Annotated in this window: 12 protein-coding genes; 4 read left to right on the forward strand and 8 right to left on the reverse strand. The window is 61.5% G+C overall.

From position 1 onward, the window contains the following. Positions 1 to 38: 38 nt before the first annotated feature. The 4 genes from P0D71_RS27380 to P0D71_RS27395 all read right to left on the reverse strand — a co-directional run bounded on the left by P0D71_RS27380 (position 39) and on the right by P0D71_RS27395 (position 4,067). Positions 39 to 1,517, reverse strand: coding sequence for a CHASE2 domain-containing protein (locus P0D71_RS27380; RefSeq protein WP_408483055.1), 1,479 nt, complete (start codon positions 1,515 to 1,517; stop codon positions 39 to 41). A gap of 38 nt (positions 1,518 to 1,555) precedes the next feature. Further along, positions 1,556 to 2,170 carry an OmpA family protein gene (locus P0D71_RS27385; protein WP_408483057.1) on the reverse strand — a complete coding sequence of 205 codons (615 nt, stop codon included), beginning with the start codon at positions 2,168 to 2,170 and terminating at the stop codon, positions 1,556 to 1,558. 14 nt (positions 2,171 to 2,184) lie between these two features. Next, entirely contained in the window at positions 2,185 to 2,718 is a 534-nt protein-coding gene (locus tag P0D71_RS27390; protein WP_408483059.1) for a FecR family protein, read from the reverse strand. A gap of 458 nt (positions 2,719 to 3,176) precedes the next feature. Beyond that, positions 3,177 to 4,067: a LysR family transcriptional regulator gene (locus tag P0D71_RS27395; protein ID WP_408483061.1), complete on the reverse strand. Its 891-nt coding sequence runs from the start codon at positions 4,065 to 4,067 to the stop codon at positions 3,177 to 3,179. 138 nt (positions 4,068 to 4,205) lie between these two features. Here P0D71_RS27395 and P0D71_RS27400 point away from each other — a divergent pair, with 138 nt between their 5' ends. Further along, a complete protein-coding gene (locus P0D71_RS27400) occupies positions 4,206 to 4,634 on the forward strand; it encodes a (R)-mandelonitrile lyase (RefSeq protein ID WP_408483063.1) in 429 nt (142 codons plus the stop codon). Positions 4,635 to 4,830: 196 nt separating this feature from the next. Here P0D71_RS27400 and P0D71_RS27405 read toward each other — a convergent pair whose 3' ends face one another. The 4 genes from P0D71_RS27405 to P0D71_RS27420 form a co-directional block, all read right to left on the reverse strand. Then, positions 4,831 to 5,793 (reverse strand): AraC family transcriptional regulator, encoded by a 963-nt coding sequence (locus tag P0D71_RS27405; RefSeq protein ID WP_408483064.1) that lies wholly within the window; start codon positions 5,791 to 5,793, stop codon positions 4,831 to 4,833. 79 nt (positions 5,794 to 5,872) lie between these two features. Further along, entirely contained in the window at positions 5,873 to 6,967 is a 1,095-nt protein-coding gene (locus P0D71_RS27410; RefSeq protein ID WP_408483065.1) for a porin, read from the reverse strand. Between the two features lie 289 nt (positions 6,968 to 7,256). Next, positions 7,257 to 8,033 (reverse strand): IclR family transcriptional regulator, encoded by a 777-nt coding sequence (locus P0D71_RS27415; protein WP_408483066.1) that lies wholly within the window; start codon positions 8,031 to 8,033, stop codon positions 7,257 to 7,259. A gap of 24 nt (positions 8,034 to 8,057) precedes the next feature. Continuing rightward, positions 8,058 to 9,200 carry an FAD-dependent monooxygenase gene (locus tag P0D71_RS27420; RefSeq protein WP_408483067.1) on the reverse strand — a complete coding sequence of 381 codons (1,143 nt, stop codon included), beginning with the start codon at positions 9,198 to 9,200 and terminating at the stop codon, positions 8,058 to 8,060. 283 nt (positions 9,201 to 9,483) lie between these two features. Between P0D71_RS27420 and P0D71_RS27425 the strand changes: the two genes are divergently transcribed. The 3 genes from P0D71_RS27425 (at position 9,484) to P0D71_RS27435 (ending at position 13,298) form a co-directional block, all read left to right on the forward strand. Next, the gene (locus P0D71_RS27425) at positions 9,484 to 10,806 is read left to right on the forward strand and encodes an aromatic ring-hydroxylating oxygenase subunit alpha (protein ID WP_091806544.1); all 1,323 of its coding nucleotides are present in this window, start codon (positions 9,484 to 9,486) and stop codon (positions 10,804 to 10,806) included. A gap of 36 nt (positions 10,807 to 10,842) precedes the next feature. Further along, complete coding sequence (locus P0D71_RS27430; RefSeq protein WP_408483068.1) at positions 10,843 to 11,835, forward strand: PDR/VanB family oxidoreductase; 993 nt, start codon at positions 10,843 to 10,845, stop codon at positions 11,833 to 11,835. A gap of 68 nt (positions 11,836 to 11,903) precedes the next feature. Continuing rightward, complete coding sequence (locus tag P0D71_RS27435; RefSeq protein WP_408483069.1) at positions 11,904 to 13,298, forward strand: MFS transporter; 1,395 nt, start codon at positions 11,904 to 11,906, stop codon at positions 13,296 to 13,298. Positions 13,299 to 13,301 lie beyond the last annotated feature (3 nt).

Here is a 13,301-nt window from a genome sequence, read left to right on the forward strand (position 1 = left end):
CCGTTGTCGATTCGATACGCACAACCGCCACCTCAGGTTTATGGCGTTTTGCCGGCGCGGCCGTTGTCTTGCCCCCGCGCCGGCGCGTCCACGACTTCCGTTCTGACTGGTTCGTCGAGGCCGAGTAACGCCGGTGAAAGGAAGCAGCCCATGACCGCGGACAGAATAATAAAAATCGCGGCCGCATCGACCAACAGTCCGAAGCGCATGAAAATAAAGAAGCAGCACAGAAGATTCAGCAGATGCAGGCATATACCCAGAGCGGTGACACCCTTAGGGAGGGTTCTTATGAATAACGCGAACCGAGAATGGGGGCGAGGCACATACCAGATGATCAGCATACCGAACGTCATGATCAACGCGCATTCAGCCCATTTCAACCACGTGGGGCGGCGCAGAAAACGTCCCTCGAAAATCGTCTCGATGACCTGCGCCTGAATCTCGATACCCGGCACCAACTTGCCCAACGCGGTCGTGCGCATGTCAGTCACGCCGGCACCGGTCAGTCCGACCAGCACCAATTTGTCCCGGATCCGTTCCGGATCGACTGTTCCCTGCAGGAGGTCGCGTGCCGATACGTAGCGGCTCAGCGTCGATCGAATGGACGCGAAATGCAACCAGATGTCCCCGCCGGGCTGTGTGGGCACCAGCGCATCAGCAACGCCCACCGCTTGCACGCCCGATGTGTCGGCAAAAACGTCGATCGCAGCTGAACCCGTGGCGAGGCGGAGCATTTCAATCGGCAGACCGGGGACCAGCTTCTCCCTCAATCCCATGATGAGAGGAATGTGCCGGACGACGCCTTGTTCGACCGCCACGCTCAGCATCGCCTGCCCGTGCGCCGCCGCCTGCAGCTCCGGCAGGCTGGCGAGCACATAGTCGAACCGTCTCACGTAGTCCAGTGGGTCGGTGCCGTGCACGAGGATCGGAGCGCTTCGCATATCAGTGCTGGTGGCGAAGGCGGCATGATCGAGCGCAGCGGCACCCAGGATGGTCGGCGCCGCGCGCAACGATCTGGCGAGAATGGCTTCGTGACTGGGTAGAGCCCGTAAGCCGGCGGCGAGCGTTTCAGCCGTTTTCGGCAGATTGCCGGCGACCTTGTCGGGTGAGGTTTGATCCGGCTCCGGCATGTAAATGTCGAGACCGATAGCCAGCGGTTTCAGTGCCGCAATGGCATCGATAAGACTCGCAAGTCGATTTCGCGGCCAGGGCCATTGACCGACGGTTGCGAGCGTCTCCTCGTCGATCTCGACAATGGTCACAGGCTGAGCAGTCGGAATGCGTGGGAAGTGGCGTTGATACTGATCGAATAGAATTTGCCGGGCCGTTTTAAAAGAGTCGGGAAGCGCCTCGTCGAGCGTATCCACGAAAGCGGGACGCGCTATGTCGCTCGGCCATTCGCTGCACAGGTTGAGCAGGCTCAGGCCAAACAGCACCGCCAGTGCCACCGGACGACCCTGAGCCGCCTTCAGCAGATGTCTGATACGGGCATGCCATAGGTCGAAAAAGCGTTTCATCGACGGGAACGCCATTCAGCGCCGATGAATGGCGCGGATCATTGGAGTGTAATGACTGCGCGCCGGTTCATGCGATTGGGAACGCCATCTGCGGTGGGCACCAGCGGCTCTCGCTTGCCGCGGGCAGCGGTCTCGATTTTTTGGGTGGGAACGCCTTGCTTGATCAGGAATGCTGCAACCGTCTTCGCCCGCTGCATGGAGAGTTGGTCATTGAATTCCTGAGAGCCCGCCAGGTCGGTATGACCGACCACCACCAGCTGCGGCGCGGGCCAGGTCGCCAGAACGGCTTTTAGCTGTTTGACCGTGGCCGCCGACTCAGGGGCCAATTCAGTCGCGGAATCAAACAGAAAGAAGATCGTAAATGTCATGGGGCGAGGCGGCCGGGCCGCAAGCAGCTCGCCATATCGTGTCTCCACGGTGGATTGGCTATCCGTCGTTTTTTCTATGGCTCCGCCCTTGGTGACGTCGACGCCGGCGTAGGCCTTGTCTATTTTCTGCTCTGCCGAGGCGCTGTGAACGATGACCGCTCCGACTTTGCCATCAGGATCCGGCAATAGAATAATTTTGTCCGGCGTGCTGCACGCAGCGAGGAAAAGCGGCATGACGCATGCCGCGGCAAAGACCAGCCCGTGAGGTCGAATTGCAGCCTTCAACGTGCCCCTCCCGTTTATTTATCGCCGACTTCGATGATGAATTCGGTCCCGCGCACGCCCAGCGTGGTAGTTGGCGTGCTGAAGCGGACCGCATCCGGATTCGCCTTCGCCAACTTCCCGGAAATCACGGCCAGGGAGCCGCGTTTGACGGAGGCGTCGAGCGTGCCTTCGTGAGTCGTGGTATTGAACGCGAATTTGTTGAGTTCGAGGATGGTATTGGCGCCGGCCGAGAGTTGGGTGGTGTCCCGCAGCGTGATACCGACCGAGGATTCCGGGCCTGTCACGATGCGATCGTTGCCGTAAACCTCGCTGCCGATGGCCGCACCCGAACTTCCTTCAGCCCGCTCGATCTTCACCGTGCCCTTCACCGTCTTGACGACGCCGGCAGCATCGGCGGCCAGCGCATCGGCGACCGCCACGCACCCGCAGGCAAGAATCAAGGCATATTTGATGGCTCGAAGACACATCGGCGGCACCTGATTTGCGTATAGCGGCTTTCCGTGGGGCAGCACGGCCCCCAATGTCGACCCGGCGTTGTGAGCGTCCATTCCCCAACTTTTCGTAGAGCGGGGGCTTGTGAAGGACCTGCAGAAATACTGCTCGTGGAGCTCAGGTGGAGGTTTGTCTGCTGCATCGAACAGAATATGGCGCTGATCCAAATGGCTCTGTGCGGTTCCGCGCATATCGCAACACACACATCTTTGGCAGCCGGCTCCAACCGGAGCGACCAATTCGTTATCGATTTTTCCACGCAGAGCGCTGATCTAAACCGTGGCTAGGCGATGCAGTGCCTACAGCACGCCTGATTGACGAGCTCCATTCACACTGGCAGGCACGCGACGACCGTTACTCGGAATTGCACGCCGACCGGCGTGGAACAGGATCGGGAAAGAGCTATCCGGACAGTACGCGTGTCGCTGGTCGGTGGCCGACCTGTTCCCGGTCTCACGAGGAAACCATCAAGGGCAGGACATGACGACACCTCATTCAGTTAGGCTTCGATCCACTAACCGCCGCGCAAAGCCGCGATAACCAGGCGAACCGCAAGCGATGACTGGCGCCGCGTCGCATAGTACGCGTGATGCCCAGTCAACGTAGGAAACCAGTCTTCAAGAATCCAGCAAAGTCGTCCCGCCTGGACACTCGGTTCCGCGAGCGCCTTTGGAAGGTAAGCGACTCCGAATCCCTTCAAAGCCGCGTCCAGCATCTGGTACGAGTTATTGAAAACGAGCTGGCCGCTCACTTTCACCTCCAGCCGGCGTCTGCCTTTTCTAAGCTCCCACGGCATGAGCGTGCCCCTCGTGGGTAACCTCAAATTGATGCAATTGTGGGTGGTGAGTTCATGCGGTGCGCTCGGCGGTGGCGTTTTGCGAAGGTATTCCGGTGCCGCGACGATCGCCAGCGTTTCATCCGGCGCAATCCGTACAGCGATCATGTCCTTCTCAACCTGATCCCCCAAACGCACCCCTATGTCAAAACGCTCCGCGACAATGTCCGACAGGCCGTAGTCGTTGATCAGTTCAATGTGCAGCTCTCGATGTTCGCGCAACAACCCTTGCAGCTTGGGCCAGATGTACTGGTTCGCGGCGTAGTCTGTCGCGGAGATCCGCACCGTCCCTACCGGTCGTTCTCGAAGTTCAGCGACCGCCTGCAACTCCGCTTCGATCTCTTCAAGTTTCGGAGCAACGGAGTCGAGAAGGCGTTGACCGGCTTCTGTCGTGGAAACACTGCGAGTCGTGCGATTGAGCAGGAGCATTCCAAGCTTCGTTTCAAGCGAAGTCACCGTTCTGCTCAGAGATGACTGCGATACACCTAGTTGCGCGGCAGCGTGCGTAAAACTCCGCTCGCGTGCCACGGTTAGAAGCGCGACCAGATCATTCAGGTCCGGAGTAGGCATTTATGCACCTGTGCATGAGTGTATGCCCATTTTGCCACCTGGTCGGGAGCCGGCTGAAGAACTAAATTATCTGTCATCGCGCTCCATGGCCGCACGTGCATCGCAGTCACGCCCCCAATACGTCAAAGGATCAGAACCATGACCCAAGAAGCTCAGACCATCGTCCGTAACGGCGCCAAGCCGTCCATCAAAGGCCCTGAAAGCTGGTTTACCGGCGCCGTTCGTATCGACAGCCTCTTCCAGGCGGAGGCCCCGGCGCGCCTTGGCGGCGCCATCGTCACATTCGAGCCCGGCGCACGCACCTTCTGGCATACGCACCCGCTCGGGCAGACTCTGGTCGTGCTTTCAGGTGTAGGTTGGACGCAATGCGAAGGCGGCTCGCGAACCGAAATTCGCGCTGGAGACGTCGTCTCGTGTTCGTGCGGCAAGCGGCACTGGCATGGCGCTGCCGCGACAACGGCAATGTCGCATCTTGCGGTCACCGAAATGCTCGATGGCAAAAACGTCGAGTGGATGGAGCCGGTGACTGATGAGCAGTATCACGCTGGCCCGCTCGTTACTGAGTAACTTGGCGTTTTTCGTTTTTTTCGTTGTGGGGAAAGCTGAGGGGCGATACATCAGCTCGATGGGCAGGGATTTTTTCAGTCAATTTGATTGCATGAGTCCATGTCTGTTCGCCAATCGATCCGAACGAAACGCTCGTAATCGATGACTCGATTGCTTCAAGTTGGTCGCTTCCCAGCGCATGTCACGCGCAAGAGACTCAACTTTGCCTGGCCATGTCGTTCAGTGCGTGCGCACTGCGGGCGTAACGCCTCGGAGCCATCCCTGACCACCGATGAAATGCTCGCGCAAACGCTTTCTCGGAGGTATAGCCAACCGTTTCCGCAATCTCGATCAGCGTGCGTTTGCCTCGCTTCAATTCACCGCTCGCGAGATACATCCGATAGGCGGTCAGATGGCCGATTGGCGTGTCGCCGACCACGTCCATAAAACGCGCGCTGAAGCGCGAGCGCGACATGCCCGCCGCCGCCGCGAGCCCCGCGACACTCCATTCCCGACACGGCTCCCGATGAATCAGCGCCACCGCGCGTCCGATCTGAGGATCGGCTAGACCGCGCAGCCAGCCGGAATGATTCGCGGTCGACTGCAGATGCGCGCGCAGCAACTGAACGAACAGCACGTCCGAAAGCCTCGAGGCCGCGATCGCCCAGCCGGGTTGGCAGGCCATCGATTCCTGAATGAAGCTTTGCAGTGTGCTGGCGAGCCAGGGCGCCACGGCCGGATCGTCTGCGCGCACGTGGATCAACGTCTGCAACACTGAGAAAAGCGGACTGCGAATGATGTCGCGATAGACCACGATGCCCGTATAGAGCTCGCTGGTCGCGCCGCCGCCGCCCGCGGTGAATTCGAGCGGCGTATCGAAGCGTGGATAAATGCCCTTGTCGGCCATCAGCGAATCGAACGGGACCGGCGGTTCGTCGGGCGCCGATGCCATGATGTGTTCGTTGCCATGCGGCAGCAACACGAAATCCCCCGGTTTCACGTATACCGGTGGCTCGCCTTCGACCATCAGATAAAACGGACTGCCGGTGCACATGCGAAATGCGGCGCCAGACACGGCGGGTTTGCGGATCGCCCACGGCGCACTCAACGTGAACCGCCCGGTGACGACCGCGTCCGCACGCAGGTCAGCAAGAATGTCGCTCAGCAGATCTGTTGCCATAGTGATACTCCGTGGATCGCACCGTGATGCCGACTGCGCGGTAGATCCAGCGGTTAGGTCCTCGCGAAGCGCCGCGCGCTCAGAAACGCTGCTGGATGCCGGCCATCACGCCGAGCTGGTTTTGCCCCGCGCCGACCGACCCGCCCGCGGCGACGGCAGCCGCGCCGCGCGAGCTATTCGTCACGTAGCCGACCGACGTGTACACCGTGGTGCGCTTCGACAGCAGGTAATTCACGCGCCCAACGAATAACGTGGAGTCCGATGTCTCGCGCAGCAAATAACGCAGCGCCTGGGCATCAAATGATAACGCCGGTGTCGCATAGTACGAAGCGCCGAGAAAATAAATATCGGACTGGCTGTGCGCAGCCGCCGACGTATTGCGGCGAATCCAGCCGCCGCCCACTTTTGCGGAACCGAACTTCGCGTACGCATCCACAATCGTGCGCGTATCGGTGTACGCCGCGCTCGATAGTGGCGCGGACGCGCCCGTGCCGCCGCGCATCACATCATATGAAGCGGCAGCGCCGAATTGCGGCGCGTCGTACGCGAGCATCATGGTGTATTGCCGACATGCGACCGGGTCGCCCGCCACATTGCCGGCGCAGTTGGTCGCGGACGGACCGGCGGGGCCCGCCGCGTCACGCCCGGTGCTATAAGTTCCACCCACGGTAAAGCCGTTGAACTTGCCCAGGTAACCCGCTGCATTGTCGCTGCGCGCGTTCGGCAAATAGCTGTCGAAGCTCGCCATGGAATGGATCGACGGGCCGATCACGTCCGCGTTCAACAGCACGTACATCGACATGTTCATCTGCCGGCCGAGCGTCAACGCGCCGTACGGAGAACTGACGCCGACGTTCGCCTGACGCCCGAACAGGCGTCCGCCGTAGTTGAGCGCGCCGCCATTTAGCGCAAAGCCATTTTCGAGCACGAAGAACGTCTTGTAGCCCCCGCCGAGATCCTCGGTGCCGCGCAGTCCGAAGCGCGACGGCACTTCACCCGTCAGCGAAGGCATGCCGATGACAGAACCGCCGCTCGCTGCTTTGTTGTAGTACTGGACGCCTGTGTCGACAATGCCGTACAGCGTCACGCTGCTTTGCGCCTGTACGCCGCCGCTGGCGAATGCTGTCACTGCTGCGAGCCATGTCGCGGAGAGAACCGATCGTGTCACCTTCATTTTTCACCAAGCCTTTTATGCAGCAATGCTTATCATTGTGGGTTTGGAGTCGGTCACGACAACCGGCCTCCCCGAAAATGCGCGACTCGAACAGCTGTGTGTTCTTATGGCCGCACATCGCGCATCGGCCGCCGGCGGTTCGACACGAACCGGCGAGCAGATGGGGGGATTCTTGGCGACGCAAAAAAGCACGCCAAGGACCGTGGCTCCCGAAAAAGTATCCGATCGTCTCGTTTTGAAATTAAGCAACGGCTCCATGGCGGAGCCTGATCCGCATACGGAACAAGGGCTACAGACTCGAACGGGAGAGCGCGTCTGCGGCGGCTTTCACGCTGGCTTCGGCGGTGGCGCGCAGCGTCTCATCCGCGGAAAAAGCGCTGTTCGGGCCCGCGACGCTCAATGCCGCGACCACGATGCCCCGGCTGTCCCTGACCGCCGCCGCGCACGAATCGATGCCCGCTTCGAGGCCGGAGAAACTCCAGGCGCAGCCGTTCGCGCGCACGGTGTCGAGCGCTGCGGCCAGTGTGTCCCAGTCGGGCCGGTCCTCGTCTTCGGGATAGCTCGCGTAGAGCGCTTCGAGCGCCGCCGGCGCGAGGCCGGCGAGCATCGCGAGCCCAGGCGTCGCGCGATGTGCGGGAATCCGGCTACCCACGCGAATCCGGCTCACGAGTGGCATGTCCGGCGTCTCGCACAGCAGATAGACGATCCGGGGTCCTTCGAGCACCGCGAGATACGCTGACAGGCCGGTTTTCTCCACCAGTCCGGGCAGTATCTGGCGCGCTCGCGCCGTCAGGTCAGAGCCGCCGAGCGCGCTCGCCGCGAGCGTCAGAAACGGCATGCCGAGACGATGTGATCCACCCTGCGGGTTCGCCTCGATCAGCTCTGCGGCCTTGAGCGACTCGAGCAGGCGCATCACCGTCACGCGGTTCACGTTGATCTGTCGCGCCACGTCGCTCAGATTGGCGGTCGAACCACCTTCGGCGATGAACCGCAGCAAACGGAACGCGCGTTCCACCGGCGAAGCGGAATTGTCGGCGGGCTTTGGGGTGTCGGGTGTCTCTGTCATCGAGGCATGTTCAGTGGTGAGCGGCTACGCCAGTTCGCGAGCCTGTTCCGTCAGCGGTACGGTCCACGCATCGTAGCCGTACACCCAGTCGGCGTTGCCGCCGGCCTTGAGCCAATTATTGCCGCGCGACCCGATCTGGATTTGCGCCGTGCGCGACTGACGCGCCTCGGCATAGCGCGCCAGCGCCGCGCCGAGGCCATCCGGGCCGATGTCCTTCAATGCGCGCGAGAGCACTACGGCATCTTCGATAGCCATGCCCGCGCCTTGCGCCATGAACGGCATCATCGGATGGCAGGCGTCGCCGAGCAGCGCCATACGTTGACCGGTCCATTTCGGCAGCGGATCGCGAATATACAACGCCGACGCGAGCACGGTGTCACACGCGGCGAGCAACGCGCGGGCTTCCGGATGAAACGCCGCATACGCCTCGCGCAACGCGTCCGGGTCGCCGGGCGTGGTCCACGATTCGTGGGTCCAGTCGGCCTGCGACGTGGTCGCGAAGATGAACACGTCGCGGCCACGGTTCAGCGGGAATGTGACAATCTGCAGATCGTCGGTCGGCCCCCACCATTTGACGAACGCGCCAAGATCGCCACCCGAGAGCCGGTCGGCCGGCACGACCGCGCGGTACGACACGATGCCGGTGAACTGCGGGCGTTCGTCGCCGAACAGGAACTTGCGCACACCCGAATGGATGCCGTCCGCACCGATCAGCAGGTCGAATGCGTGGGTCGAGCCGTCCGCGAGCCTGACCGTCGCACTGTTCCCGGTTTCGCCGAACGTCTCCGTGCGCTTGCCGAGGTGAAGTTCGCCGGGCAATAGCGCCTGCTCGAGCGCCGCCATCACGTCCGCGCGATGCATGGTCAGTTGCGGCGCGCCGTATTTGCGTTCTGCCTCGTCCGACATGGCCAGCCGCGAGGTTTCCTCGCCGGTGTCCCACATCCGGCTGATCCGCGCGCTCGGACGCGCCGCCGTCTCGCGCAACTGCGCGCCGACGCCGAGTCCGTCGAGCGCGCGCACCGCGTTGGGCGTCAGGTTGATGTCCGCGCCGACGCGCCCGAAGCGCTCCGCCTGTTCAAACACGGTGACCTGATGCCCCGCCTTGCGCAATGCGATTGCTGCGGCCAGCCCGCCAATTCCGCCACCGATGATCCCGATCTTCAGCATGTCCATCCTCACGTTATGACGTTCTATATGTTCAATATTGAACATATAGAACGTAAATGAACAGTCATTCTGAGGCGAATTGTTTTTGACAGCAAGCGGGAAAGACCAGGAAAAACCCGCCCCTCGGCGTCAGGCAAGCGGATAGGCACGCGAGACGAACGGCAACCTTTTTGGATTTTGGAGAGGTTGTGCAACGCCGGGCCCGTCGCGAAGAATTCACACATCGCCGGCAGTGCATGGCTCATGCGCCAAGCCGCGTTTCCAACGTTCGAGGACACAGGACATGTTGAGTCAGGAAAAAAACAATCTACTCACCCAGGTGGGTCCGGGCACGCCGATGGGCGACTACTTGCGCCGCTACTGGCACCCGGTCGCGGGCGTCAGCGAGTTCGATCAGAAATCGGTGCGACCGATCCGGTTGTTCGGCGAGGACCTCGTGCTCTTCAAGGACCTGAGCGGCACGTTCGGCCTCGTGCAGCGCCGTTGCCCGCATCGCAACGCCGATCTCGCGTTCGGTTTCGTCGAGCAATGCGGCTTGCGCTGCGCGTATCACGGCTGGGAATTCGATGCGAGCGGCCAATGCACGCACCAGCCGTATGAAGAGATCGTGGACGTCGACGCGCGGCTGCGTCAGAAGACAAAGATCACCGCGTACGAAGTGCGCGCGAAGGCCGGCATGATCTGGGCCTACATGGGCCCCGCGCCCGCGCCGGAATTGCCGGACTGGGAGCCGTTCAACTACACGAATGGCTTCGCGCAGGTCGTGATGGCGGAAGTTCCGTGCAACTGGTTTCAGTGCCAGGAGAATTCGATCGATCCGATCCACTTCGAATGGACGCACAACAACTGGACCGAGCGGCAACAGGACAGCCAGTCCGAACACGTGCCGACGCACTTGCGCACGCTGTACGAAGAGTTCGATTACGGCTTCATCTACAAACGTCTGCGCGCGCACGAAAACGAGGAGAACCCGATGTGGACCACGGGCCGCGTGACTCTGTGGCCGAACGGCTTTTACCTTGGACACCATTTCGAATGGCGCGTGCCTATCGACGATGAAAACACGTTGAGCCTGCTGTGGGTATTCAACAAGGTGCCGAAGGAACAGGAGCCCTATGTTCAGCAACACATTCCTTCGTGGTATGGGCCAGTGCGCGACGAAAACGGCGAGTGGATCACGAGCCACGTGGCAAACCAGGACTTCGCCGCATGGGTCGGCCAGGGCGCGATCACCGACCGCACCAAAGAGACGCTGGGCGCGAGCGATCGCGGCATTGTGATGTTGCGCCGGCGCTTCTTCGAGGAACTCGAAGCGGTGGCCGAGGGCAAGACGCCGAAGGGTTTGATTACCGACAGCGCCGCGAATCACAACGTCTATTTGCCGTCGGCGTGCCGCGACGAAATGCTGAACGGCATGACGCGCGAAGCGCTCGCCGCGCATCCGCTGCTCGGCGCCTATCTGCGCGATTTCATCGGACAGTACGGACAACCCGAAGAAGTTCGGGAAGCGTATGAGGCGGCGATCGGACAGAAGGTCAATCGCGCGCGCTTTTTCTCGGTGCACGGTGCGCGTCAGAAAGACGAGCGCGAAACCGAGACGTCCTGATTGCGCGGCGCAGTCATCTATCGAGAGTATGAACACATGGACGAACAATCAGTTGCCGGCGGCGCGGCGCGCCCTGGCGCGAGCCTCAGTGCACGGGTTCGCACGATCCGCCATGAAGCCGCGCGGGTTCTGAGTATCGAACTCGTACCGGTGGAAGGCACCGTGTTTCCGCCTTTCACACCGGGTGCGCATATCGATCTGCATTTGCCGAACGGCATCACGCGCAGCTATTCGCTCGTCAACTCGCCGGACGAAAGCGCTCGCTATGTAATCGGCGTGCTGGACGATGCAAAGAGTCGCGGCGGTTCGCGCTACGTGCATGAGCAATTGCGTTGCGGCACGACGATCCAGATCGGCAAGCCGCGCAACAACTTCGCGCTCGATGAGCAGGCAAGTGGGACCGTGCTGGTTGCGGGCGGCATCGGCATCACGCCGATGCTGTGCATGTACCGCCGTTTGCGTCAGACGCGCAAGAACGCGTGTCTCGTGTATTGCGCGCGCACTCGTGCGCAAGCGGCGTTTCTCGACGAACTGGCGGCGCTGCGCGGCGACGTGATTCTGCATTTCGACGACGAACACGACGGACGCCCATTCGATCTCGCCGCATTCCTCGCGCAACAACCGGCTGGCGTTCACGCCTACTGTTGCGGACCGGGCGCGATGCTGAGCGCGTTCGAAGCTGGCTGCGCCGTTGCCGGCATTCGCAACGTGCATATCGAGCGCTTTGCCGCGAGCCTTCCTGTCGCCGATACGCAGCAGCCGGGCTACTCGGTGACGCTCGCGCGCAGCGGCAGAGAGCTCGTCGTACCGGCGGGCAAAGCGCTGCTGGACGTGTTGCTAGAAGCCGGCGTCGATGTCGAATACAGCTGCCGCGAAGGACTGTGCGGCGCATGCGAAACCCGCGTGCTGAGTGGTTGCCCGGACCACCACGATTCCGTACTGACGCAATCCGAGCGAGCCGCCGGCAAGGTAATGATGATCTGCGTCTCCCGCGCGAAGAGCGAATCGCTGACTCTCGACCTGGCCTGAATTTCATCTAAAGCCGCGTTCTTCCCCGCAGTATCCCTTTCGAGGACATGATGGAAATCTCAAGCACAATGAAACAGAACGACGCTGACGTCGTCACGCGCGCAAGCGGTCTGCATGACGCGGCGACCATCTCGGCGAGAATCGAACGTTTGCCGCTCACACGCTGGCATACACGGGTGCTGGGAGTCATCGGCTTCGTCCACATGACCGATGCGTTCGACGCGTTGACGATCGCTTTCGTCATGCCGGTGCTGATCGGCCTGTGGCATTTGACGCCCGCGGACGCGGGTTGGCTGGTCTCGGGCGGCTATGTCGGCCAGACCATCGGCGCGCTGTTTTTCAGCGCCGCCGCCGAACGCTTTGGGCGCTTGCGCGTGCTGCGCTGGATTCTCGTGATTCTGGCGCTGGGCAGTCTCGCATCGGCGTATGCGCCCAGCTATGCGGTATTTATCGCGTTGCGGTTCTTCCAGGGCATTGGGCTCGGTGGCGAGTCGCCCGTCTCGGCCACTTACATGAACGAACTGTGCCCCGCGAAAACACGCGGCCGGTTGATTTTCATTCTTCAATCGACGTTTGCGATCGGCAATCTGATTGCCGCGATTGCCGCGATGTGGCTGATTCCCACCTATGGATGGCAGGCGATGTTCGTGGTCGGCGCGCTGCCCATCGTGCTCGCGGCGATCCTGCCGCGCACCGCGCCTGAATCGCCGCGCTGGCTTGCGATCAACGGACGCGCTGCCGAAGCAAATCAGATCGTCGAACGCATCGAACAATCCATGCCCGCTTCCGACTATGCACGCCTGCCCGCTTTGCAAATTGTCGAAACCCAACCCGACGGAAAGAAGGAGTCGTTTCGCGCGCTATTCAAGGCTGGTTTTGCGGCGCGCACGTTGGTGGTGTGGGTGATGGCCTGCTGCGCGAGTCTGACGACGTACGGCATTCTGGTCTGGCTGCCGTCGCTGTACCGGACGGTTTATCACTTGCCGCTCAATGTCGCATTGCGCTATGGAATGGTGAGCATGATCGCGACGTTCATCGGCACGGTGATCGGCGTATTCGTGATCGACTATCTCGGCCGCAGAAAGACTTTCGCCATCGCCTTTCTCGGCGCGGCGGTCCCGATGCTCTATCTCGCCTTCAGCGGTGCGCGCGTACCCGCCGAACAGGTATTGGTCCTGGCGTCGATCAGCGTTGCCATGATTGCGATCGTCCAGTGCGGAGTTTATGTCTATGCGCCCGAAGTGTATCCGACCCGAATCCGCGCCAGCGGCGCCGGCGCTGCGTCCGCCATCACACGGCTTTCGTCGGTGGTCGGTCCGGTCATGATCGGCGGACTGCTGACGTATCTGAGCGTTGAAGCGGTGTTTGGCTATTTCGCCATCGTCTCGGTGCTCGGGTCGATTGTGGTCGGCGCCTTCGCGATGGAAACGGGCGGCCGCATGCTCGACGAGATTTCAAAGTAGGCG

Source organism: Paraburkholderia sp. RL17-383-BIF-A (assembly GCF_046028015.1).
Lineage (GTDB): Bacteria > Pseudomonadota > Gammaproteobacteria > Burkholderiales > Burkholderiaceae > Paraburkholderia.

What these genes read in the sequence shown, in the direction of transcription:
- P0D71_RS27380 (WP_408483055.1), bottom strand. Translation starts at nt 1,517, where the DNA reads ATGAAACGCTTTTTCGACCTATGGCATGCCCGTATCAGACATCTGCTG.
- P0D71_RS27435 (WP_408483069.1), top strand. Translation starts at nt 11,904, where the DNA reads ATGAAACAGAACGACGCTGACGTCGTCACGCGCGCAAGCGGTCTGCAT.
- P0D71_RS27425 (WP_091806544.1), top strand. Translation starts at nt 9,484, where the DNA reads ATGTTGAGTCAGGAAAAAAACAATCTACTCACCCAGGTGGGTCCGGGC.
- P0D71_RS27420 (WP_408483067.1), bottom strand. Translation starts at nt 9,200, where the DNA reads ATGCTGAAGATCGGGATCATCGGTGGCGGAATTGGCGGGCTGGCCGCA.
- P0D71_RS27430 (WP_408483068.1), top strand. Translation starts at nt 10,843, where the DNA reads ATGGACGAACAATCAGTTGCCGGCGGCGCGGCGCGCCCTGGCGCGAGC.
- P0D71_RS27400 (WP_408483063.1), top strand. Translation starts at nt 4,206, where the DNA reads ATGACCCAAGAAGCTCAGACCATCGTCCGTAACGGCGCCAAGCCGTCC.
- P0D71_RS27395 (WP_408483061.1), bottom strand. Translation starts at nt 4,067, where the DNA reads ATGCCTACTCCGGACCTGAATGATCTGGTCGCGCTTCTAACCGTGGCA.
- P0D71_RS27415 (WP_408483066.1), bottom strand. Translation starts at nt 8,033, where the DNA reads ATGACAGAGACACCCGACACCCCAAAGCCCGCCGACAATTCCGCTTCG.
- P0D71_RS27390 (WP_408483059.1), bottom strand. Translation starts at nt 2,718, where the DNA reads ATGGACGCTCACAACGCCGGGTCGACATTGGGGGCCGTGCTGCCCCAC.
- P0D71_RS27405 (WP_408483064.1), bottom strand. Translation starts at nt 5,793, where the DNA reads ATGGCAACAGATCTGCTGAGCGACATTCTTGCTGACCTGCGTGCGGAC.
- P0D71_RS27410 (WP_408483065.1), bottom strand. Translation starts at nt 6,967, where the DNA reads ATGAAGGTGACACGATCGGTTCTCTCCGCGACATGGCTCGCAGCAGTG.